Origin of the sequence: Anabaena catenula FACHB-362, from assembly GCF_014698735.1 — a bacterium.
Lineage (GTDB): Bacteria > Cyanobacteriota > Cyanobacteriia > Cyanobacteriales > Nostocaceae > Anabaena > Anabaena variabilis_A.
Map to the genome: position 1 here is coordinate 1 of NZ_JACJTQ010000037.1, position 24,373 is coordinate 24,373.

Here is a 24,373-nt window from a genome sequence, read left to right on the forward strand (position 1 = left end):
TCAGATTGACCGTGTTAGCCTGTGGACTAGATCGTGCCGACACGAATAGGATGAAGCAGGAAGAAAAAGCTGGTAATTGTTAGCATTTGTTAGCTTTTTTGTATCGGTTAAGTATCTTGTAGAAAAAGATGAAAACTAGAAAACTTGGTAAACAAGGATTGGTTGTTTCAGCACTGGGACTTGGTTGTATGGGAATGTCTGAGTTCTATAGCGGACGTGATGAGCAAGAAGCAATAGCTACCTTGCACCGCGCCTTGGAACTTGGGGTTAATTTCCTCGACACCGCAGATATGTATGGCCCTTTCACTAATGAGCAGCTAGTTGGTAAAGCCATCAAAGACCGCCGAGATCAGGTAATACTGGCGACAAAGTTTGGCAATGTGCGAAGTGAAGATGGTGGTTTTCTGGGTGTCAACGGTAAACCAGAGTATGTCCACTCCTGCTGTGATGCTTCTCTAAAACGGCTGGGGGTGGAGGTAATTGACCTCTACTATCAGCATCGGGTTGACCCCACTGTACCAATTGAAGACACCATTGGCGCAATGGCAGAATTAGTGCAGCAGGGTAAGGTACGTTACATCGGGATGTCAGAAGCTGCTCCGGCTACAATTGTCCGTGCAAATGCAGTTTACCCAATTACAGCATTGCAAACAGAGTACTCTCTCTGGAATCGTGACCCAGAAGATGAAATTTTACCCACTGTGCGGGAATTGGGAATTGGGTTTGTTCCCTACAGTCCTCTAGGACGTGGTTTTTTATCAGGTACAATCACCAGCCCTGATGACCTTGCGGCTGATGACTATCGCCGAATTTCTCCCCGCTTTCAAGGTGAAAATTTCTACAAGAACCTGCAATTAGTGGAACAGGTGAAGGTAATTGCTACTGAAAAAGGTGTAACTCCTAGTCAGCTGGCTTTAGCATGGCTTTTGGCTCAGGGAGAAGATATTGTTCCTATTCCTGGTACGAAGCGCCGTACTTATTTGTCAGAAAACGTTGCAGCAGTGGAGATTGTTCTCACCCCAGAAGAACTGAATCGACTGGAGTCTGTTGCACCCTTGGGTGTAGCCGCAGGCGATCGCTATCCTGATATGAGTACTGTCAACCGCTAATATCTAGGATTCCTGTTTGATTTTTGTGAAAGTGGCCTGCACTCTGCGCTTAAACATTCTTGACAATAAGCCCTGAAGAGGGTTTAGCATCGCTAAACCCCTACATAAATCAAATATAAATCTTTTCCGCTGACTTCATTGCTGGGGTCAATCTAAAATCTAAAATCCCAAATGGTTTGACTGCTGCTCTATCTAATCTAATTCTCGTCGTCCTTCCATTGCTCTAGCCAGAGTCACCTCATCAGCATATTCTAAATCACCACCCACAGGTAAACCAAAAGCAATACGTGTGACTTTAGTAAATGGTTTTAGTAGCTGTCCTATATATAATGTGGTTGTTTCCCCTTCTATACTGGGACTAATGGCCATAATCACTTCTTTGGGCTGTTGCTGACTGACGCGCCGTACTAAAGATTGGACTGTCAATTGTTCTGGGCCAATACCGTCCATTGGGGAAATTACCCCACCTAAGACATGATATTTACCTTTATACTCGCGGGTTTTTTCCAGTGCAATGACATCACGGGAATCTGCAACTACACAGATAGTTGTCTGATCGCGGTTGGGGTTGCGGCAGATTTCACATACAGGTTCAGCCGAGAGGTGATAGCAAACTTGACACAAGCCTATTTGTTTTTTTGCATCAATCAGGGATTGTGCTAAGGCTGCGACTTCTGCTTCTGGGCGCTTCAAAATATGCAAAGCTAGACGCTGGGCGGATTTGGGACCGACTCCTGGTAGGCGTTGCAGTTGTTCAATTAACCGGGCTAGAGGGCGTGCGTAAACCGTAGTTTTGTCTCCTGGATGTTTTCACCTTTACTATGATGACATTTTTGGGAGGGTTTGGAGTATTGGTGGTGCGATCGCAATTACACTAGACATCGACCGAATTTAAATATGCGTTTTCCAGAACCCTTGTAGAGACGTTGTAAGCAAAGTCTTTACATCCTTTTTCGGAAATATCTAATATAGCAGTCCTAAATGATTCATGAATGATTCATGAACACTTCTGTTCCCTGTACCCTATTCCCTGTTCCCTTGACTCACCGATAAGTTATCAACTCCAATAGGATTGCTATACATTGATAATTATTCAATCTCTTCACATCTAACTAATAGCCTTTCCATGTCCTCAGCTAAGGAAATCAAATCTTTCCAAGAGGAACCACTGACTAAACTTTGAGCGTGCGCTAAACGGTTTCGCAAGTGTTCAGCCGATTTGAGGAACCTTTCACCAAACCGCTTTGATTTCAGTTCTAGTTGCTGAAAAAGTTCTGGTTGATTCAATACCAATTCTCGTTTATCGCAAAATTGCAGATAATCTAATAAATCTGTAGCTTCATTTCTTTCCTGACTCTCACGCCATAACTTTTGAGCAGCTTCTAAACGGTCAGGTTTGAGGACTTTTTGCCAAGAATCTTGGGGATAATAAAGCCTTACTAGTCGTAACAGATTCATTTCTAGCAGCGTCACCAAACCAAAAAGCAACATTCTCACTGGTGCTTTTTGCAAATCACCACAAGTAATAATACCACTTACTTTATTACAGTCTAATACAAATAATCTTGGCGTTTGTTTCAGAATAGGAAACAACTTCATCAGTGGGGTGGAAATAGCGACTAGTTCTTGAGGATGAAACACCCGTTGATAGTCGCTGCATTTTCCAGATTGGCTTTTTAGTAATGTAGTTAGTTCCACATAACCGCTGATAGTATCTCCTGTTTTTACCCCCACCACATCAAAATCCTGTAACTGCATCCAATCTAGTACTTCTGTTACATCTGCGTCAGCTGTTACAGCTTTTAATGGTTCGGCTACATATTCTATGGTGATACTGTTCTCAAATAAGCTGCGTAAATCTTGAGAACGGGATTTTAGCTGTTTCATCTGTCGTTAGGAATAAGACATCCGCAGGACTAGTATTTCATGAAAGTCTACATTTTTACTGTCCTCTAGATGTCATCTGGGACTATTTCCTTTACTCAAAGACAACAGTGCGATTTCCATACACTAAAACGCGATTTTGTAAATGCAATCTTACTGCCCTAGCTAACACAACTCTCTCCAAATCTTTACCCTTTCTGACTAAATCATCCACTTCATCACGGTGACTTACCCGCACCACATCCTGTTCAATAATTGGCCCTGCATCTAAATCAGCAGTAGCATAATGTGCTGTTGCGCCAATAATTTTCACACCCCTTTCAAAGGCTCGATGATAGGGATTAGCACCAATAAAAGCCGGTAAAAATGAATGATGAATATTAATAATTTGAGGAAATTGTTTAATAAAGTCTGCGCTAACAATCTGCATATATTTTGCTAAAACAACTAAATCAATCTGGTATTTTTTTAATAATTCTAGTTGTTTAATTTCCTGTTCTAGTTTATTATGTTTAGTAATGGGAATATAATGATATTCAATACCAAATTGTTCCGCTACTCCCTGTAAATCAGGATGGTTGCTGATAATTATGGGAATTTCAGCAATAAATTCCTTAGCGCGTTGTCGCCAAATTAAATCAAAAAGACAATGGTCTTGTTTACTTACCCAAATAGCTATCCGGGGAACAGTATTAGAAAAGTGTAATTCCCATGTAGCGCCTAAAGGTTGACCAATAGCATTAAATGCAGGTTCAATCAAATCTTTTGGTAAATTAAAACCTTCTAACTGCCATTCTATGCGGGTGAGAAATAAACCAGCAGCAGCATCTGTATGTTGGTCTGCATGGATAATATTACCACCATTAGCATAGATAAAATTGGCAATTTTGGCAACTAATCCCCGTTGGTCAGGACAGGAGATTAGTAAAGTTGCTGTTGACTTCATTAGATAAATATCACTTATTTGCTATTGGTGGGAGTTGGTAAAGGAAGAAGAGGTAAAGGCTGTGATTCAAGATTATTTGCGTTTTGTTTCCACTCGGATAATTCACGATTTACTGCATTGCTAAAATCTGGAGATACTAACAATAGATTCATCTTACCATTTTCTTGAATATTGGGGTCAGTTTGAGCATATAAAAAACTCTTGTTAAAATTAGTTTTTCCTAAATTTAACTGATGGGTTTGCTGATTTTTGAGTTTAATATCGATAGTTGATTGAGGTTTATCTAAGCCATATTCTGGGAGTTGACTAAGTGGAGTTGATAAAGTTGTTTCACTTTTACCTTTTACCAATAAATCCAGTAAATAAGAGACAATTGCATCATTTGCCGGTTCTGATATTGGTGATTTTATTAACCATTTTGGCGGTTCAAGTTTATTGCTACGTTCTAGATTCAAAGTGTAATCTTTGGTTTTTACTGTTAATGACTGAATATCATCAGCAGCGAAAGAGAAAAGCTGCTGTTTTTGTTCTTTAGTTTCTTCTTGCCGAGTTGAATTTTTAGTTTCAATGAAGTAAACAAAACTACCCAAACCCAGGGCTAAAAGTATCAAAATTAAAGTGCTGCGTTTCATTTGGTCATCGATAATTGGTGATTGGTGATTGGTGATTGGGAATAGGTAATTAAGTTATTCTTCATTTTCTCCGCGTCCCCGTGTCCCCGTGTCCCCGTGTCTCCCCATCTCCGCGTCCCCGCGTCCCCGTGTCTCCCCATCTCCCTCCGCGTCTCCGCCTCCCTATCTCCTCAGTAACTAATATCTATCTTCGTTTCCACCAAATAATACCGCCTGTTGTCAAACCAATTAACGGTAAAAGCAACAAAGAAGATATGATTAGAATATTTGCTTGGGTGGTTGACATGGTGATGCGACGATTTTTCGGTTCTTTGGGGCGAATTGAAAGAGGTTGCTGATCTTGCTGACTCAACCAAGTGACTGAATTAAGAAATACATCCCCATTTAATTGTTGTTCAAATAAGCCGTCTGTAGCAAAATCCGAGTTTCCTAATACTACTAACCGCGATTCTTTAGGAGTAAGTTGGGAAGTTGTTGGTGTTGGGGAAGTTGTGGGAGTTGGTGAAGTTGCTGGAGTTGGTGAAGTTGTGGGAGTTGGTGAAGTTGCTGGAGTTGGTGAAGTTGTGGGAGTTGGTGAAGTTGTTGGTGTTGGTGAAGTTGTGGGAGTTGGTGAAGTTGTTGGTGTTGGTGAAGTTGTTGGTGTTGGTGAAGTTGTTGGTGTTGGTGAAGTTGCTGGTGTTGGGGAAGTTGTTGGTGTTGGGGAAGTTGTTGGTGTTGGTGAAGTTGTGGGAGTTGGTGAAGTTGCTGGAGTTGGTGAAGTTGTGGGAGTGGGGATAACTTGGGCTGGTAAATTTCTTTTTAACGCCACACCCAAAGTTAGAGGGCCTTTGAGGTCTTTACCTTCATTAAACTCTAATTTTTCGTTTTGCTGGTCACTTTCTGCCCAACTGTTAGGATAGGGTTTAGTTTTGAGTAAAGAAATAGATTCAATACCAGAAACTGGAGTAATTACTAAAGGTCGGACTAGGGGATAAAAAGAATAACCATTACCGAAATCTTTAGTAATAGGATGCTGTCCATATTCTGTGACGAGGGGTGCAGCAGGCCCAAGTCCTAAACTTTGTCCAGAGATATCAATAGCCAAACGATTATCTAATACCACACCCCAATCTTTTAGCAAGCTATCAATTTTGAGGTTAGTATTGGGGTTAATCATCAACAGTAAGTTACCGCCACGATTAAGATAGTCTTGTAAGGCTTGGACTTCACCCTCAAATAATTCTCGTTTTGCGCCGGCTAAAATCACAACAGATGCATCTTCAGGAACTTGGGAAGATTCTGCTAAGTTCAATGGTGAAGCGGTGAAGTTTTTGTCTGTTAATCCTTGAATTGCTTGGGAGATTGCACCTTTACCTGGTGTAAGTTGATGTTCGCCGTGACCTTGGAGAAAGTAAACTTTTGCGGTAGTATTGCTGGTGATTTGTTGGAGGCGATTAGTTAACTTTATTTCTGAGAGGCGTTCATTTTCATTGACTGTCTGGACTAATTGCCGTTTATTTTCAAATTCTAGGTATACTTCACCAAAATCTTTAACACCAAATTTTTCTGCTAGTCCTGGTCTAATTTGAGGATCAATATATTCAAATTTAAATTTTTGACTTTGACGCTGAAAATTTTCTAGTAATTCTTGGTCTAGAGGATCTTTATCTCTTGCAAAAACCCACACTTTAGCGGTTTGTGGCAAGGTCTTTAGCAATTCTTTAGATTGGGGGGCGAGGGTAAATAACTGTGTTTCGGTTAAGTCTGCCCGCAGGTGGTAGCGAGTACCTAAAAAGTTGATTAATCCCAAAATGGTTAACACTGCTAAAGTTGCAACCAAGGCATTTGTACCTGCTTGGGTTGAACGCTGTTTCCACCATTTATGCTGCTGACTTTGTAATATTATCCACAAGCCGCAAATCACACAACCTGTAATTATAAATGCTAATGGGATTAATCCCCATTTTTGGGTGATGATACCTGCTGTTACGCCGACAGATATAAAGAATGGTCCTAGCCAAAATATTAGTTTCCAAAGTTGTTTTTTAATCATTAGTTATTGGTCATTTGGTAGTAATGCCAGGAATAATTAACCGCAGATGAGATTATGCCTTTACTGTCTTTGAAAGCGGAGTGCATCAATTGATTGGGCTGTGAGAAAGATGCCTAATATAATGTAACTGGTAAATAATATTAAGGCGCTGGTGTCGAAAATTCCTTGAACGAGGGTGTTGTAATGTTTGAGTAGGGAAAGATGACTTAATGCTTGTCCTATGGGACCGGGGATATTTTTGGCGATGGCATCAATAGATAACAGCAAGATCATGACGGCGAAACTGAGGACGGCTGATAAAATTGTGCTGTCTGTTAATGAGGAAATAAACATTCCTAAAGATAATATGGCTGCTGCTAGTAAGATTAATCCTAAGTGACCGAGTAAGGGAATTATGGGTGACATGGGGGGATTTGAACTGCTGAGTGCGATCGCTTCAAATCCTAATAGGGGTAAAATCAATGTGATCAAAAATGTTAGCACTCCTAATAATTTCCCAACGGCTACAGCCCAATTGGTAATTGGTGATGTGGCTAATAGTTCTAATGTTCCCCGTTTGCGTTCTTCGGCATAAAGTCCCATTGAAAGTATGGGTAGGATAAATAATAACAGCCACCCCATGCGGTCTAAAAATGCCCGTACAAATTCATAAGGAACATCTATGGGCGGTATTGGGACTCCTAATTGTTGTCCTTGGATGTCATAGGCTGCTACGGTGGGCAAAATACCTCCTGGGCCTAGCAAAATCATGACGAGGAATAAGCCGGAGATAAACCAAAAGATGCCTGCAATACCATAAGCTAAGGGCGATACAAAATAACTCTGTAGTTCTCGGCGATAAATGGCAATGATATTAGCTAGTACTATACCCATCTATGCGGCTTCTCCTTCTGTGTCTGTTGAGTCTACTTCCGGGGGTAAATTCTTTTCTTCTGTGGTCAGTTGCAAAAACACATCTTCTAGGGTGGCGTTGACACGACGCATTTCGTATAAACCGAATCCTCCCCGAATCAAAGCAGCAGCGATATTCTGACCTGGTTCGGTTCCGGGTTGCGATATGACTCGCAGGTGGCCACGGTTTTGGGTTTGGGTTTGATAACTGGTCGGCATTGATTCTACCAGAATCACACCTGATACATTTTGTAGCACTTGTTTTGCCAGGGTCACTTCTCCTGTAATTTCTAGGTCATATCCAGAACCACCTGTCAGTTGTGTCATCAGGTTTTCTGGGGTATTGGTGGCTACTACTTTACCGCGATTAATGATGGCAACGCGGTTACAGGTCATGCTTACTTCTGGGAGAATGTGGGTTGAGAGGATAATTGTGTGGGTTCCGGCCAGACTTTTGATTAAGTTTCGCACTTCGATGATTTGTCGGGGGTCAAGTCCAACGGTGGGTTCGTCGAGAATAATCGCTGGGGGGTCATGGACTATGGCTTGGGCAATGCCGACTCTTTGACGATAGCCTTTAGAAAGTTTGCGAATTATGACTTTGCGTTTTTCTTGTAAATTGCAGCGTTGCATGGCGGCTTGGACTTTGAGAGAGCGATCGCCTGCCGAGACCCCCTTAATTTGGGCTACAAAGTGCAGAAAACCCTCAACTGTCATTTCGGGGTATAAAGGTGGTGTTTCCGGTAAGTAGCCGATTTTTTGTCGAACTGCGAGGGAATTTTCATGGACATCATACCCTGCTATTTTGGCTGTACCTTTGGTTGCTGGTAAGTAGCCGGCTAAAATTCGCATGGTTGTGGTTTTCCCTGCGCCATTTGGCCCCAATAAACCTAAAATTTCTCCTGGTTCGACATTAAAGGTGACATCAGTGATGGCTGAGGTAGAACCGTAGATTTTACTGAGATGTTCAACTTCTATCATTGGTGTTGTGGTTGATTGCAATTTAACATCCACAATATTGACATTTTCCTGAAGGAAATGTGGAGAGATTTTCGCGCACTACCAGAAAATACTGGATTAATTGAACCGCCTGGATTAATTGAACCGCGAAGACGCGAAGGACGCGAAGAGAAGAAAGAAGGAAAGAAAGAGAAGAAAGAAGTATTCACAAACCAAAAGCAGAAATTATAAAGTATAAACTATAAATTACAAAGTATAAATTATAAATTATGGTTGTTGCTACAATCTATATAAACCCTGTTGCAGGTAATGATACTAATACTGGCTCCCGATTAAGCCCTTTCAAAACTATTACCCGCGCCCTCAAAGCTACCACAACATCTGCCATTATTCAGTTAGCACCAGGAACTTACAGCACCGCTAGTGGTGAAGTTTTTCCCTTGATTATTCCCACACAGATGTTAGTGGTGGGTAACGAAGCTAACAAAGGTAACTTAATTGTGATTACTGGAGGTGGTGAGTATCAAAGTCCTAGTTTTGGTCTGCAAAATATCACTATGTTGTTGCTAGGTGATGCCAGTCTGTTGGGTGTAACGGTGACGAATTCTATCTCTAAGGGTACAGGTATTTGGATTGAATCGACAGCACCAACTTTGGCTAATAATACCTTCAGTAAATGTGGAAGGGAAGGAATATTTACGACTGGTAATGCTAAACCTGCAATTCTAGATAATCTGTTTGTGCAGAATGTGTCCAGCGGGTTAATGATGGCACGTAATAGCAAGGGGGAAGTGCTGCGGAATAGTTTTCAAAATAACCCTATAGGGATAGCAATTAGTGATTTTGCTGCGCCATTGCTGGCAAATAATAAGCTTTCAGAAAACCGGATAGCGATCGCACTTTCTCGTGATGCAAGTCCTGTACTACGGCGAAATCTGATTACCAAAAATAGCCAAGGTGGTTTGTTGGTGAATGGTAATGCTGTTCCTGACTTAGGTAGCGCCCAAGATCCCGCTGATAATATTTTCCGGGATCAAGGTGAATTTGATGTCCAAAATTTATCATCCCAAACATTAACTTCTGTAGGTAATCTGTTGAATCCTAGTCAGGTAAAGGGATTGGTGAAATTTATCGCTGCCACAGCAGAAACGCCCAGTCAAGTGGGAATTAGCAGCAGTTTTTCTGACTTAGATGGACATTGGGCGGCGGCTTTTGTGGAAGCCTTAGTCAACAAAGGTTTGATTAGCGGCTTTCCTGATGGTACTTTTCAACCATCCACACCAATTACCCGCGCTCAATATGCGGCTTTAATTACCAAAACTTTTCAACTACTGACTAGTAATAATTTAGATAAATTTAAAGATGTGAGAACTGATTTTTGGGCAGCTGCTGCTATTGCCAGTGCCGTTGATGGGGGTTTTCTCAGTGGCTTTCCCGACGGGACATTTCGACCAGGGCAAAATTTAACCAAGGTTCAGGCAATAGTCTCAATTGTCAATGGTTTAAAATTGACCGGTGGCAACCCCAATGGGTTAACAGTGTATAGCGATCGCGCTCAAATTCCCAGTTATGCTATCAATGCAGTTACAGTGGCTACGCAAAAATTATTAGTAGTTAATTACCCGCAAACAGAATTACTAGAACCATTACGAGAAATTACTCGTGCTGAGGTGACAGCTTTAATTTATCAGGCTTTAGTCACTAGAGGCTCAGTAGAAGCCATCTCTTCTCCTTATATTGTCAAACCAGAAACAGAGATTCCCTCTTTCTCTGATTTAGTAGGACATTGGGCAGAGCCATTTATCCGCGCCTTAGTGAGTATGAGCTTAACTCAAGGTTTTGCAGATGGGAGTTATCGACCAGATAAACCCATGACTCGCGCTCAATATACGGCTTTAGTCGCGGCGGCTTTTAACCCCATAGCCAAACGCCAAGCCACAGAATTTACTGATGTGCCTCCAGATTTTTGGGCAGCTAAAGCCATTCAAACGGCTGCTAGAGGTGGTTTTGTGAGCGGATTTAGCGATCGCACCTTTCGCCCCGATCAGAATGTTCAACGGTTACAGGTGATTGTTTCCCTGGTGAACGGATTAGGACTACCAGCGGCTGATAATAATGTCTCACTAGCTTACAGCGATAAAAAGTCTATTCCTGAATATGCCCGAAGTGCGATCGCGACTGCCACACAACAGAAAATGATTGTTAATTATCCAGATCCCAAGCTGCTTGCACCAACAAGGGATGCTACAAGGGCTGAAGTTGCAGCTATGATATATCAGGCATTGGTTGCCTTAAAGCGTACTAAACCCATTAATTCACCCTATATAGGACTAATTTAAGGTGACTCTTTCCCATGTCTTTTTTGCACACGCTGGTGATTTTGTCCAGCGCCCAAGTTCTACTATATTATTTTGCATATCAGCAATTGACAAGTAGAATGAAAAACACTGCCTATCAAATTTGCAGCTGATGAGAAAACGCTCATGTAGCCAAAAAGACGCTAGGCTAGATGCGATGGGTGAAACATTTATACCTATTGCCTGGAACTAACAGCCCCATGCTAACAACAGCCCCAGATACGTCCGCAGAATTAGCCGCTAAATTATTAGTTCATTATAGTTTTGAACTCAGTGGGTATAGTGCCAGTGAATTAATTAACAGCTGGCGACGAGAATACCCGCTGCATTGGTTACACTTGGCAGTGGTTGAAGCACTGTATCAAGGTCGTTATAAAGCAATATCAGTACAACAAATTTTAACTTTTTGGCTCCGGCGAGGACAGGTGATTTATCATTTCAATATGGAATTTGAACGCCTGATTTGCAGCAAATTTCCGGAAAGCTTAACCAAAATATCTCCACCAGTATTACCACAGTTACCACAAGCACCGCCGATTGAACAAACAAAAAATGCTCAATTGATCCCTGCTAAAGTTGGGACTGCTTACCAAGAAAGTAAGCTTCCCACTCACTCTTTAGCAAATAGTGAGCAAGAAGGGCGCGTTTTAACATCTCCTTCTTTTAAAGTGGCGACAGATACAAGCAAGCGGCAGTTAGCGACTGTTGTTAGTCAAAAGCTGATTTCTCAAGGGAGTTTGATTCCAGCCAAAGAGCTAAAACATCTGCCAGAAAATGCTAATAACCCCCCCATTGGACAGTTTACGCCCCAAAGGAGCGATCGCTCTGAATCCTTCACATCCAAACTCAAAGCGATATCAGGAGAAGAGCCGGAATTTGCTGTTTAATGGTTTAGGAATCAGGGGGCAGGGGGCAGGGGGCAGGGGAGATGGGGAGATGGGGTGACGCGGAGACGAGGAGACACGAGGACGCGAGGAAAATTAAGAATTCTCTGTTCCCTGTTCCCTGTTCCCTATTTACGAATTACGAATTACGAATTACGTTGGCGTAGCCTGCCGTAGGCATTATTACGAATTACGAATTAATTCAAAGGCTGAATAATTGCTCTTAAACCTTTACTACTCAAAATTTGCACCATTTCGCTGGCGTTATTTTGACTACTAAAAGTTCCAACTTGCATGACTCTACGACCTTGCCAGGTTTTGGAAAAAGCATCAGGGGCTACAGAAAGCACTACTTCCCGCTGTTGGTTATTTGTAACTGGAACTATGACACGATAACGTACACCCCTCGGAGTAGTTGTATAAAGTTTGGGTGCTGATATTATTACTGAATTGTTAGGGAGAGATGCTTGAGGTGCAGTAAACTCAATGACTCCCGGCTCAATTCGCACATAATTTAATTGCCGTGTATCTGATTGTTCTCCAGTGGTAGTTAGCTGGGAATTGTTGCTGGGGAAAGAAGTTTGCACATTAGCTGGTATTGGTGATAGTTGACCATTTGGGTAAGTAGTTCTGTCACTGGGTACTATAGCTAAATACTGATTGGGAGTTTTGGTAATTGTGGGGGCAGCAAAGACAATTTCTCTGCCTTGAGGTGTTTCCTGTAGGGAGAAAGAATCAGGTGGAGAGTTTCTGGCTATAGGGGCTGTTCTGGCGTTAATGTCTACATTGCCAATGATGCGGTTTTTGGCTAGGTTGTTGCCTGGGGCAGAGATTAGCTGCTTGGCAGCTTTAGCATTAATATCATAGCGACCATTATTCCGAAATTGATTTCCACCTGGTTCTGTGAAGTTACCTAAATCTGGTGTAGCTTGGGCAATTATGACCAACCCATCTTCTTGACTGCCTGCAATTAAATTATTCCGCAAAGTCGGGCTGGTATTGGCTTGTGCAATAATTCCTGATCTGTTGTTGAGAATTTGATTTCCGATAATTACGGGAGCAGCATTCTGGGCAATGTTAATGCCAAAACCAGTTTGTTGAAAGACATTTTCCAGGACTTCAGGACGGGAATTACCAGTCACAGTGATCCCATTAGCGCCGTTGCGGTAAAAATAATTGTTGCTAATAGTCGGTGTAGCATTGCCTGTGACGGAAATCCCATCTTGGGTATTACCGCTGAATGTATTTTCCTGAACTAGGAGATTGGTTGATTCCAGCCATAAACCATATCCACGGGGATTGCTGTTGCTGAGAGTGACTCCAGTTAAACTTGTTTGGTTAGCACCAACAATGGTAACGTTTTGACCACCAAAGCTACGACTCAGGTATTCGCCACCGCCAATAATTTTGATATCTCTGCCTTTGTTACGAATGTCTCCTTGAATGGCCACACCTTGTTTGAGGAATAAGGGAAATACCTCTCCGGTTTCAGCACTGTATGTACCCGGCGAGAGGATAATGAGACTATTAGGCTGTGCTACTTGTAAGGCTTGGGTAATTGTCTTCCAAGGAGCGCGATCGCTACCATTACCTAGTTTGTCATCTCCAGCACTTGGGTTGACAAATAGGACGTTAACCTGAGAGAGTATTTTCTCGTTGTCAAGTTTCCGTTCTTCTGAGATGGTAATCTGGGCAATGGCGCTGCTAAAACTTGTGTTTAAAAGTGCTATACTCACGATTCCTAAAGCAAAGCTTAAACTCAATATTGAGGCAGGCCAATCTGAATATCTGCCTAGTTGAGGAAAAACCAGCTTTGTTGGCAGGATATCTGCTCTATGCTTATAAAAAAATTTAAAGGGAGGCATCAAATTTAACTAACTCCTCTAGAACACACACTGAAGTTTTATACTTTCATACAGTAATATTATGTGAATAATATTACTCATATTTTGACCAATTGGCTATTTTTCATGCAAATTTAGTTAGTAAATAGTTAATGATACAAATATTATGAAACAGGCTGGAGGTTTTATGATTGGACTAACAACGGAGTTGTTGTAATGGTCGAAGCCCACAGCCAAAAACAGCAAGTACAGCAAGTGGTTTACCGCATTTTAGACGCAAACTTAGACCGCGCTCGTGAGGGTCTGCGAATTATTGAGGAATGGTGTCGCTTTGGCTTAAATGATGCCCAGTTAGCTGGGGTCTGTAAGCACCTACGTCAAGAGGTAGGTAACTGGCATACGGCACAAATGAGGGCGGCACGAGATACTCCAGGTGATGCTGGTACTGATTTAACCCATCCCCAAGAAGAACAACGAGCTAATATTACATCGTTGTTGCAAGCCAATTTTTGTCGTGTTCAAGAAGCACTGAGGGTGCTGGAGGAATATGGCAAGCTGTATGACCCGAATATGGGTAGTGCTTTTAAGCAAATGCGCTATCAGGTTTATACCCTGGAAAGTAATTTAATGGGTTATCAGCGCCATCAATTATTATGGCGATCGCGCTTATATTTGGTAACTTCTCCGGTAGATAATTTGTTCGAGATTGTGGAAGCGGCTCTCAAAGGTGGTTTAACGCTGCTACAGTATCGAGAAAAAACGGCTGATGATGTGATTCGTCTGGAAAGAGCTAGGAAACTTAAGCAGTTATGTGATGATTACGGGGCTTTGTTCATTATCAATGACCGGGTAGATTTGGCTTTGGCTGTCAATGCTGATGGGGTGCATTTGGGACAGCAAGATATCCCTATCGCTATTGCTCGACAATTGCTAGGATCGCAGCGTTTGATAGGGCGTTCTACCACAAATCCTCAAGAAATGCAAGGGGCAATTGCGGAAGGTGCGGATTATATTGGTGTGGGGCCAGTATATGAAACGCCGACAAAAGTAGGTAAGGCGGCAACAGGTTTAGAATATGTCAGCTATGCGGCTCAAAATTGTCCAATTCCCTGGGTGGCAATTGGGGGAATAGATACTAGTAATATTAATGATGTGATTGATGCGGGAGCGCAAAAGGTGGCTGTGGTGCGATCGCTCATGCAAGCTGAACAACCAACTTTAGTCACACAGTATTTTATTTCCCAACTTTATCGGAAGTAGGTGATTAGTCATTGGTCATTAGTCATTAGTCATTGGTCATTAGTCATTGGTCATTCCTCCCCATCTCCGCGTCCCCGTGTCTCCCCGTCTCCCCGTCTCCGTGTCTCCCCCTCTCCCCGTCTTCCCTGTTTTCAATTACGAATTACGAATTACGAATTACGCATTACGAATTACGGATTATGAATTCTAAAATTATTTTGCAAGTAAATGGAGAAACTCAGAGTTGTTTATCCGAAATGTCTTTACCTGAGTTACTTCAGCAGTTGGGTTTTAATCCCCGCTTGGTGGCGGTGGAATACAATGGTGAAATATTACACCGTCAGTTTTGGTCAGAGACTAAAATCGAAAATGGCGATCGCTTGGAAGTAGTTACAATCGTTGGTGGTGGATAGAATAGAAGGCAGGGACGCGGGGACACGAAGATGGGGAGACGCGGGGACGCGGGGACGCGGAGAAAATGACTAATGACCAATGACCAATGACCAATGACCAATGACTAATGATCAATGACCAATGACTAATGACCAATGACCAATGACCAATGACCAATGACTAATGACTAATGACCAATTAATAATTCAACAAACAAGAATAACGAGATTCAGGTGCATATAGCCAACGGTGATAGGTTTTGCGTTTGGCTAATTCTTGACCTTGACGACCAAGTTTTTCTCGTAGTTGTTGGTCTTGACACAAACGCTTAAAGGCTTGTAAGACTTCATAGCCTGAATCTGGATTTACCAACAGTCCATTCTCTTCATGGTGAACTGTGTCTAAAATACTCCCTAAGCGAGAAGCAATTACAGGTTTACCAAAGTATTCTGCTTCTAAATAAACCATGCCAAAATTATCTATGTTTTTAGCTTTTTCTGACTCTACAGTTAGCATGGCGAAAATGTCGCAGGCTGCATAATAACTGGCTAATTCCCGTTCGGCTACATAGCCTGCAAAGTGTACTCTTTTATCTACTCGCAAACGCTGGGATAGATTTTTTAGCTGTGGTTCACATGGTCCTTCACCGCAAATGATGTAATGAACATCTACACCAATAGTTAATAGTAACGGAATATTATCTATTACTCGGTCGAAGTTTTTATGTTTGAGCAATTTACCAACTGAGAGAATCACAATGGCTGTTTCGGGAATGTTGTAAACTTGACGTAAGCGAACGCGTAATTCGTTGAGATGACTAGGACTGGTGGGAGTACCAAATTTTTCTGGTCTGACTACTGGGTTAATGACGTGGGTAGGAGTATCTACGCGAAATTTAGTTCTTAAAGTATCTCTGATATGGGAACTGTGACAGACAATTCCTTCTGCCCGTTTTAGGGTAATTTTAAATAGCCATCTCCACAAAGGATTAGGTGTAATACTAACCAAGTCATTACCGTGGAGGTAGATGAAAAATCGAATTGGTAAGATATAACTAAGTATTAACAAAGCTATAAAATCTTCACCATGACACCATTCAATGTAGCGGTAACGATAGCGGAAATATAGCTTAATGGCTAGTAATAATGAGCAAATAATATTAAAAAAAGGCTTGAATATCTTGCTCAATACATTACCACAGCAGAAACTAAAGTATGGCCAGCGATAAACTGGAAAATTTTGCGCTTTATCAAATATTTTATCTCCTGAGCAACCAGCGGCTAATACAATCACTCTGTCTGGATCTTGCAAACAGCGATTATATACATATTCCCCAATTACAGCCTCTTGCGGACGGAAGATGCGGGAAATAACTAGGATATCTGGATAAGTTATATTGTCCCTAAATTGTGTTCCTAGTTGTGAAATATGTTCCATGATGATGTTTTTAATAAACTTGATATCCTTGAACTAATTTTTCATTTCTCGCAGTTTGATTGGCGATAAGTGGATTTGAACACTCATAGCTGATCTGGCTAAATATTTTGTCAAGATTCGGAATTGAAAATCAAGAATTAACAATGAAGGGAGATTGATTTTTAAATTGGCTTGTTTATATTTTTGTCTGCAATTGACTATTGATATCAAGTCCGGGTAATTGCTGATCAAAAAAAACTCGACCCGTCACCGTGCGGTTCCCTAATGATAACTATTCAACCGGATACGAGATGATGGGTTATTTTTTGGCATAATCAACTTGAGCTAGATTTTATCGCGGATAGGCTTGTGGCAATTTCTTGGAGAATGCTGGTGAAATTACTAAATCTAGCTGATATTAATAGACTAGCCTAAATATGTCCAAAATCCATGCCAAATTGCCAAAATATCTCTAAAAAATTGATACTTTAGGCAACAGATTGTATTTCCTAAGAATGATTTATATTTGTTCATACTATTGTAAAATTTTGCCTTGTTTATCCTGATATTGAAGGTGTTTATTCTCTTGTGGGCAACAGAATAAACTACCAATCGTATATTTTTACCTCTGTACAGATGTTGATAATTTCCACTCAGAGACATACGTGGTACTTGTTATTTTTTTATTGATTGGATCTGTATTTATAGCAAATATGATTACTCTAACCCCCTGCCAATATGTGCTGAATATTCTTTCCCTATCCGGAAAAAAAATTATCCTGATGAGAAAAAAATTATCTGGGTATGTGTCAGTTTATGAAGTAAGATTTTTGGTTTAATTACAGTGAACAGCGAAGAGAATAATTAATTGATTCCAAAGTTCTGTATTTGCAAAGATGTTTCGCGGTACGGTTATCTACGCGAGAAATCCCCCCTGCGTTTGCTGTCAATCCAAGATAATACCCTGTAGATTGGATATATATAGCAGGGAACAGGGAACAGGAAACTCTTAACAGGCTTAAAAGTCTGCTGACTGGTACTGTATTTGCTTGTGGCTATTGTCTCCTACCAATGGGGGGAGAAAACTTAAAAATACTGCAATTCCAGATTAGTTATGCATAAAAAAATACAAAGAATCTTCAAACCCCTGTTAAAAATCACCTTTGTCCTCAGTCTGGTGCTGGCTTTAGCGCTGGGGAATGCTGATGGTGCTTTAGCTGCACGCAGTGGTGGACGTATTGGTGGGGGTTCTTTTAGAATGCCTTCTAGCCGGACTTATACACCACGCACCTACGCACCTGGTGGTGGGGGATATTATCCTGGTGGCGGTTTTGGTGGTGGTTTTGGTTTTCCGTTCTTACTTCCCTTGTGGGGTATTGGGGGAGGTTTTGGCGGGTTGTTTGGTATTTTAATCTTTTTTGCGATCGCTAATTTCTTAGTCCAAAGTTTCCGCCGTGTTAGTAGTGGAGAAGGTGAAGAAGTAAGCTACAACAGCAATCCCGGTGTTTCTGTCACTCGTTTACAAGTTGGTTTATTAGCACAAGCTAGAGGTTTACAAACCGAACTTAACCAAATTGCCGAAAAAGCTGATACCAACACCCCAGAAGGGAGAACAGAAATTTTGCAAGAAGCGAGTTTGGCTTTACTACGTCATCCTGAATATTGGGTATATGCCGGTGGTGGTAGCCAACAAGTGAAATTAAATGCGGCTGAATCACAATTTAATCGCTTGTCATTGGCTGAACGCAGCAAGTTTAGCGAAGAAACCCTTTCTAATGTTAACAATCAGCTAAAATCCGTTCTGGCTAAAGAATTACCCGGTGAAGTCGATAATCCCACTCGTCTCATTAGTGAAGGGCCTGGAGAATATCTCATTGTCACTTTATTAGCTGCAACTTTGGGTAAATTTGAAATTCCCCAAATTAATAGCGCCGATGATTTACGTCAAGCTTTGCGACAAATTGGTAGTCTTCCTGGTGAGCAACTTTTAGCTCTAGAAGTGTTGTGGACTCCCCAAGCTGAAGGTGATACTTTGACTTCTGATGATTTGTTTGCTGAGTATCCTGATTTGAAGTTGGTTTAACCAAGCTTTCGTTATGTAAGAAAATTTCTCGTTTCTCGTTCCTATACTCTGTATGGGAACGAGATAAGATACGTAGGGTGCGTAAAGCCCTTGCGGGCCAGGCTACGCTTAGAGCGATAGCGTAACGAACCGTAAACTTGATTAATGGTACGTCACAGTAGAGTCAGAGACTCTTGGATAGCATTCCCAGTCAGAGACTGGGAACGAGATCAAAATTAAAAATTAAAAATTTAAGATTAATATAGCTGTAGCCAGGATAATTAGGACATTATTAATCCTTGAAACTTAGATATAATAAGGCTTTCCCTGCTGCCTCCTGCCCTCTGCCTCCTGCCTCCTGCTATAATAATTTTTAATTAATTAATTTTGGGTGCAAGCCCCCACCGAATCTTTGATTCAGTGGTCTACAATTAGTGGTGGGTACAAGCCCCCACTGATTGCCATTTTTAATTAATAATTTTTAATTTTTAATTGGAGCGAAGCGACTTGACTTACTTCTTGCACTGAGAAGAGAATTCTGGGGCTAGACAAACTTTAACTGAATAAGAAATTAGCACCAAACAAGTTAACATTCACATCAGCACCAATAAAGCCAGATGTACCGGATAAAGTGACTAATAACTGACCTGTACCAAAACTAGTATTACCTGCAATCCCATCACTAATTCGCAGTTGTGTATTTATACCTGATTTCAGCACATCAATAGCACTAATACCTGTAAAATTGAGTTTATCACCACCGACACCACGAACAAACTGATAAACGGTATCTGCACCATTACCAAAGACGTAGTTAACGTTATCTACTGCATTATCGTTTAAACCTAAATAAAGGATGTCGTTACCAACTCCACCAATTAAGGTATCTGCACCAGCACCACCATTAAGAGTATCATTACCCGCACCACCACTTAAATTATCTGATCCTGTACCACCTTTGATCAAATCATTACTGACAGTACCAACAAAACTATATTTTCCTGCAAATCCACTTAAATCAAATCGTTCAAATCCTACAATAGTTGTGCCTGTAATATTTAAGAGTTGATTGGTAGTGTTATTGGCATTAATGGAAATACTATTTGCAGTTGTTCCTCCCTTAATAACTAGGGAATCAATTCCCGTACCACCATTGAGAGAATCTTTTTGTTGTAAATTAGTAAAGACGCTGGTAATAGTGTCATTACCACTTTGAGTATTGATAATATCTTTTTCGGCAGTTGTAGTGATACTTTCGTTATTAATAGTGCCTGTAAAAACATTATCTAAGTCGTTGATATTAATGGTTAATGGTTTCTCATAAAATAAATTACCTTGGTCTGTGGTGCGAACTCTGATGCTATAACTATTTTTGGTTTCATAGTCGAAAACGAATTTGCTTTTGAGTTGATTGCCGACTATTGTAAATAGGTTATTATTTGTAGAACCTGTTCCAGTAACTAAGCTGTAGGTGAAAGTATTACCTGGATTTGGGTCGGTGCTGCTAAAGTTACCAATAACTGTATTAATTAGTTGATTTTCGGCAATTTTGTTGTTAGATAAAGTCAAGTTTGTAGGGGCTTGGTTAGGAACATCATCATTAATAATTGTGCCTGTAATAGTTGTATTTGTTCCTATTTTATAGGTTGTTGCTGATGACAAATTCAGAGTTACAGTTTCATTATTTTCAATGATTGTATCGGCAGTGGGGTCAATCTTTAAAGTGGCTGTGGCGGAATTAGCCGCAAAGGTAATTGTGCCAGTAGTTGTATTAAAATTAGTTGCCCCAATTTGAGTATAATCGTTATTAAAAGTAGCTGTTCCCCCAACGTTATAGTTGACAGTTAAGGGGTTGGTTAAAGTGCCATTGCGGGTGAAGGTGTAAACTAGATTTGTTACACCATTTTCGGTGACGCTGGTGGGATTTATAGCCAGGGTAATAATAGGTAGAACTGTGACAGAAAACTGATAATCTAAATAGTCACCAAATAAATTTGTAGCGCGAAGAGTAATATTTGCAGTACCAGTTTGGTTAGGAAGATAATCGAGTGAAAGTTGCTTATTATTAATACTAGGAGTGACTAAGGTGGGCTTAGAGTTGCCAACTACAGTAAATGTAAGTTCATCTTTTTGTGAAACTGTGATGCTACTGTAACGAATAAAATTATTATCTCTCGTAATAGCAGGTTGGGCGGGATTATCAACAATGAGAGGTAGATTTGTAAAGGCAGAATTAATGCCACTTCCGTTGTAAATTGGTATGGCAGAAATAGCATCAATAGTTGCTAAATCATTGTTAGAAAGAACTTGTCCAAAAACGGTAAACCCGCCATTTTGATTATTGAGGTTAGTGGAGTTATCTGCTAGGTTAAAAAACCATTGATTAGTGGCACTATTAGGATCATTACCTAGTTTAGCCATAGCGATGGTTCCGCGCACGTTAGAACGCTGGGTACTAAATTCATTTTGCACCGGTGCGTTAGCAGGAATGGTTCCTACAGCTAGATTATTGACTGTAAACCCACCACCTTGAACAATAAAGCCAGGAATAGAACGATGAATAATACTGTTGGTATACCTGCCATTATTGACATAGTTGCGGAAATTTTGAACTGTTTTTGGTGCGCCGGCTCCATTTTGGTCGAATAGGACTACATTAATTACTCCATTGCCTATTGATGTATTTGCTAAATTAAAATGAGCTACGAGTCCTGTTGTGCTAGGGTCATCAAAGTAGTTAATTAAATTTAGATTAGTATCCGCTGCATTTACTCCCACAGAAATATTATTGATGGGGGTGGTGACAATAGGTGTAAATTTGAGCATATTGTTGATAATAGTTAGGGTTTTTCGTTTTATATTTGCCAATAGATAGGCATTAAAAAACCGCTGAGGTTATTGCCTGCGGCTGGCTTTTTTATTTTTAGATAGTTCTTCCTTATCAAGATTACGATAACAAATCTCAAATCTATTGTCAACCCCCCTAAGACTCTATCTTTGCGTTTAGTTCAAAGTAAAAAAAGCTAACGCGAGAGTAACAAGCTAATTACCCATAATGTAGAGACGTTCTATGGAATGTCTCCACACCTAAATTCTCACTTGGGTTATGAAACTACTGTGTTCACAGGGCTGGCGATGCGGTTTTTTGATGCTATGCTTTTTTTAGCTTTTCTCATCAGTGCTAAGGCGAAGAGGGAACCGACTGTGGGGATGGTTGCGCCTCCGGGGATGTCGAAGGGGACGGCTGTTGAGTTGACGGAACCTGAAGTTAAAAGAGAAGAAGAATCGAAAACAGGCTCTCCTCCTGATAACAGACCATAGGAAGAATCATTACCAAGGCTAATAATCTCTTGTGTAGTAGATAAAGGGGAACTAAAAAAGAGATTTAGATAATTAGACTGACTAGACAAAACCAAAAAGTTTGAATCCCCAGTGACAAAGTCATTGGTAAAAAAATCATAACCAAGAGGTCCGCTACCATAGTGCGTTCCATTTGATATATTTATACTTATGCTAACATAAGATGAAGTTGCGGGATCATAATCAAATTGACCAGTGGCAGTTGCTCCATCCTCAAATTGCACATTCTCTAATGTCCAAACCAAAGCATGAGCAGGAGATGCACTACTAGCCAGAATACCAGCAGCAGCACTACCAACAACTAATGGCAGAATACGAGATAGTTTCATAAGAATTTTCTCCCTAAGAGAGTCAAAAAATATACGCGGCGAATAGCGTCCTGAAGCCACAAAAAGCCGCAGTACGGAGTACCAAAAACTTAAGATAATGCTATGCAGATGCAAACGGAACGTAATCCAAGTAACACTGCAATATCAGTAATTACTCTGTTCTAATTTAAACTATCCTTAAGGTGTAGTCAAGCATCTTGATCTTAATTTCTCAAAATTTTTTGTTTCTTTATGCTAATTTCACGAAAATTTTATTTACGTATTTGTACTGTATATGGGTGCTAAGGGATATTAATAAATTTAATGTTATTGCTGATGATTAAGGCAGGAAAATTTGATAGGGATTTGGGATTGAACAAGCTATATGCGTTCTACCCCCAATACTATATCTTTGCGTTTAGTCTAAAGTCAAAAAAGCCGTTGACGCGAGAATAACAAGCTAATTACCCATAATGTAGAGACGTTCTATGAAATGTCTCTACATTCACAATTGGGTTATGAAACTACTGTGTTCACAGGGCTGGCGATGCGGGTTTTTGATGCTAGGCTTTTTTTAGCTTTTCTCATCAGTGCCAGAGCAAATAGTGAACCTACTGCGGGAATGGTTGCGCCTCCGGGGATATCAAAGGGGACTGGTGTAGCTGCCGATGCGATTCCCTGAAAGGTGCCTTGTAGCCTTCCTGTAGCCGGGTTTCCATCATACTCATATAGGTTTCCTAGATTTCCACCTAATAATAAAGATCTAAATTCAGGTGTAAATAAAATTAAAGGATTATTAGGATTAACATCTGAGAAATTCACGAAGCGATCGCTACCACTAGTCGAGATGATAGCATAAACCAAATCGTGATCTCCAACGATATCACCATTCGTAAAGGTGTCTCCACCGAAATTAAAAGAAAAGTTATAGTTAGGTAAAAACGTAAGGGCGAAAGTTCCATCGCCGAGATCTCCGTCAAAGCTAAAAGTTCCCGTTCCCACGATAGGAGGGGTTATAGTGCCGTCTAAGGTATTATCAAATTGAAAATTAAATACCAAAGCTTGTGCAGGAAATGTACTACTAGCTAGGATACCAGCAGCAGCACTACCAACAACTAATGGCAGAATACGAGATAGCTTCATGTAAAACTCCTTGATAGATCAACAACATTGCATCTACGTTGACTACAGTCACGCTCCCTGGTTGCGATCGCCAGAAACGCAATTCAATCCAGTAGCTTTCCGTAAGTAACAGTACCAGTTACAATTATATACCTTAAGGCATAGTCAAGCATCTTTATGTTAATTTCTCTGTATTTTCCGTTCCTTTACGCTAAGTTCAATTCCAATTCATTTACATATTTATACTTAATCGCCTGAATCAGGATATCCAGGATTATAGGATTTTCAGGATTGTTTATATTATATGTAGCGATATCGCTTGACATTGAAGACAGTCACTACACCAATTAACATTCATCAAATCTAACCTTGATTACTACAAGGGTGCAAGATATCATGTAAGATATAGTGATATGATATTGGATGATTTTTGTGTCATGAAAATTATCTCATTTAGTGAAGCTACAAATAGTCTAAAAACCGTTTTAGATGAAGTTACAGAAAATGCAGACTATACAATTATTACCAGAAGAGATGCTGATGATGCTGTGGTAATGTCTCTGGAGTTTTTTAATAGTTTAATGGAAACTGTTCATTTATTAAAATCTCCCGCCAATGCAGCACATTTAGAACGTTTTATTACTCAATTTAAGCAGGGGAAAATAGTGAACAGAGATTTGCTAGATGAGTAGAATGTTAGCATTAACTGATGTTTATATCACTATTATTTCTTGCCGTTATCATTATTAAGTTGATCATTTATAGTTACAGTTTTTTAACACAATATTTTTTGTATGATTTAGACATTTATAGCTTTTAAATTAATTAGAAACAGTATCTTCATCCTGAAAATCCTCAAATCCTTAAATCCTGATTCAGACATTTACCCATAAAGAAAATGAGGAGGTTATGAAAAATATTTAATCTCTTCATC

The 24,373-nt window shown here is 40.5% G+C and carries 20 protein-coding genes; 8 read left to right on the plus strand and 12 right to left on the minus strand.

Annotation, left to right across the window (positions count from 1 at the left end; translation table 11 throughout):
* Window positions 1-128 precede the first annotated feature (128 nt).
* Window positions 129-1,109: an aldo/keto reductase gene (locus tag H6G68_RS20005; protein ID WP_190908211.1), complete on the plus strand. Its 981-nt coding sequence runs from the start codon at window positions 129-131 to the stop codon at window positions 1,107-1,109.
* Window positions 1,110-1,301: 192 nt separating this feature from the next.
* Here H6G68_RS20005 and recR read toward each other — a convergent pair whose 3' ends face one another.
* From recR to H6G68_RS20040, 7 genes are all read right to left on the minus strand, one after another.
* A complete protein-coding gene (gene recR, locus H6G68_RS20010) occupies window positions 1,302-1,859 on the minus strand; it encodes a recombination mediator RecR (protein ID WP_199332671.1) in 558 nt (185 codons plus the stop codon).
* A gap of 339 nt (window positions 1,860-2,198) precedes the next feature.
* Window positions 2,199-2,996, minus strand: a complete 798-nt coding sequence (locus H6G68_RS20015; protein WP_190908212.1) for a CBS domain-containing protein — start codon at window positions 2,994-2,996, stop codon at window positions 2,199-2,201.
* Window positions 2,997-3,087: 91 nt separating this feature from the next.
* Window positions 3,088-3,939, minus strand: coding sequence for a formyltetrahydrofolate deformylase (gene purU / locus H6G68_RS20020; protein ID WP_127053207.1), 852 nt, complete (start codon window positions 3,937-3,939; stop codon window positions 3,088-3,090).
* Window positions 3,940-3,953: 14 nt separating this feature from the next.
* Complete coding sequence (locus H6G68_RS20025; RefSeq protein WP_190908213.1) at window positions 3,954-4,571, minus strand: DUF4340 domain-containing protein; 618 nt, start codon at window positions 4,569-4,571, stop codon at window positions 3,954-3,956.
* A gap of 184 nt (window positions 4,572-4,755) precedes the next feature.
* Complete coding sequence (locus tag H6G68_RS20030; protein ID WP_190908214.1) at window positions 4,756-6,603, minus strand: GldG family protein; 1,848 nt, start codon at window positions 6,601-6,603, stop codon at window positions 4,756-4,758.
* 60 nt (window positions 6,604-6,663) lie between these two features.
* Complete coding sequence (locus H6G68_RS20035; protein WP_190908215.1) at window positions 6,664-7,476, minus strand: ABC transporter permease; 813 nt, start codon at window positions 7,474-7,476, stop codon at window positions 6,664-6,666.
* Complete coding sequence (locus tag H6G68_RS20040) at window positions 7,477-8,475, minus strand: ABC transporter ATP-binding protein (RefSeq protein WP_190908250.1); 999 nt, start codon at window positions 8,473-8,475, stop codon at window positions 7,477-7,479. It abuts the gene before it with no gap.
* A gap of 15 nt (window positions 8,476-8,490) precedes the next feature.
* Between H6G68_RS20040 and H6G68_RS20045 the strand changes: the two genes are divergently transcribed.
* The 3 genes from H6G68_RS20045 (at window position 8,491) to H6G68_RS20055 (ending at window position 11,698) form a co-directional block, all read left to right on the plus strand.
* Window positions 8,491-8,685 (plus strand): hypothetical protein, encoded by a 195-nt coding sequence (locus H6G68_RS20045; RefSeq protein WP_190908216.1) that lies wholly within the window; start codon window positions 8,491-8,493, stop codon window positions 8,683-8,685.
* 38 nt (window positions 8,686-8,723) lie between these two features.
* Window positions 8,724-10,793 (plus strand): S-layer homology domain-containing protein, encoded by a 2,070-nt coding sequence (locus H6G68_RS20050; RefSeq protein WP_190908217.1) that lies wholly within the window; start codon window positions 8,724-8,726, stop codon window positions 10,791-10,793.
* 218 nt (window positions 10,794-11,011) lie between these two features.
* Window positions 11,012-11,698: a hypothetical protein gene (locus tag H6G68_RS20055; protein ID WP_242045332.1), complete on the plus strand. Its 687-nt coding sequence runs from the start codon at window positions 11,012-11,014 to the stop codon at window positions 11,696-11,698.
* Window positions 11,699-11,892: 194 nt separating this feature from the next.
* Here the strand turns inward: H6G68_RS20055 and H6G68_RS20060 are convergent, their stop codons facing one another.
* Complete coding sequence (locus H6G68_RS20060) at window positions 11,893-13,431, minus strand: DUF1565 domain-containing protein (protein ID WP_339327875.1); 1,539 nt, start codon at window positions 13,429-13,431, stop codon at window positions 11,893-11,895.
* A gap of 324 nt (window positions 13,432-13,755) precedes the next feature.
* On the opposite strand from H6G68_RS20060, the gene H6G68_RS20065 reads away from it, so the two are divergent.
* Together H6G68_RS20065 and thiS are read left to right on the plus strand one after the other, a co-directional pair.
* Entirely contained in the window at window positions 13,756-14,799 is a 1,044-nt protein-coding gene (locus tag H6G68_RS20065; RefSeq protein ID WP_127053193.1) for a thiamine phosphate synthase, read from the plus strand.
* Window positions 14,800-14,978: 179 nt separating this feature from the next.
* Entirely contained in the window at window positions 14,979-15,191 is a 213-nt protein-coding gene (gene thiS, locus H6G68_RS20070; protein WP_190908220.1) for a sulfur carrier protein ThiS, read from the plus strand.
* Window positions 15,192-15,369: 178 nt separating this feature from the next.
* Here the strand turns inward: thiS and H6G68_RS20075 are convergent, their stop codons facing one another.
* Entirely contained in the window at window positions 15,370-16,608 is a 1,239-nt protein-coding gene (locus H6G68_RS20075) for a glycosyltransferase family 4 protein (RefSeq protein ID WP_190908221.1), read from the minus strand.
* A 1,093-nt stretch (window positions 16,609-17,701) separates the two neighbouring features.
* Between H6G68_RS20075 and H6G68_RS20080 the strand changes: the two genes are divergently transcribed.
* Entirely contained in the window at window positions 17,702-18,670 is a 969-nt protein-coding gene (locus H6G68_RS20080) for a DUF1517 domain-containing protein (protein WP_190908222.1), read from the plus strand.
* Window positions 18,671-19,204: 534 nt separating this feature from the next.
* Here H6G68_RS20080 and H6G68_RS27690 read toward each other — a convergent pair.
* From H6G68_RS27690 to H6G68_RS20095, 3 genes are all read right to left on the minus strand, one after another.
* Window positions 19,205-21,475 (minus strand): peptidylprolyl isomerase, encoded by a 2,271-nt coding sequence (locus tag H6G68_RS27690; protein ID WP_199332670.1) that lies wholly within the window; start codon window positions 21,473-21,475, stop codon window positions 19,205-19,207.
* A 278-nt stretch (window positions 21,476-21,753) separates the two neighbouring features.
* A complete protein-coding gene (locus tag H6G68_RS20090; protein WP_190908223.1) occupies window positions 21,754-22,338 on the minus strand; it encodes a hypothetical protein in 585 nt (194 codons plus the stop codon).
* Window positions 22,339-22,833: 495 nt separating this feature from the next.
* Window positions 22,834-23,460, minus strand: coding sequence for a hypothetical protein (locus H6G68_RS20095; protein ID WP_190908224.1), 627 nt, complete (start codon window positions 23,458-23,460; stop codon window positions 22,834-22,836).
* 416 nt (window positions 23,461-23,876) lie between these two features.
* On the opposite strand from H6G68_RS20095, the gene H6G68_RS20100 reads away from it, so the two are divergent.
* Window positions 23,877-24,131: a type II toxin-antitoxin system Phd/YefM family antitoxin gene (locus H6G68_RS20100; RefSeq protein ID WP_190908225.1), complete on the plus strand. Its 255-nt coding sequence runs from the start codon at window positions 23,877-23,879 to the stop codon at window positions 24,129-24,131.
* Window positions 24,132-24,373: the final 242 nt, after the last annotated feature.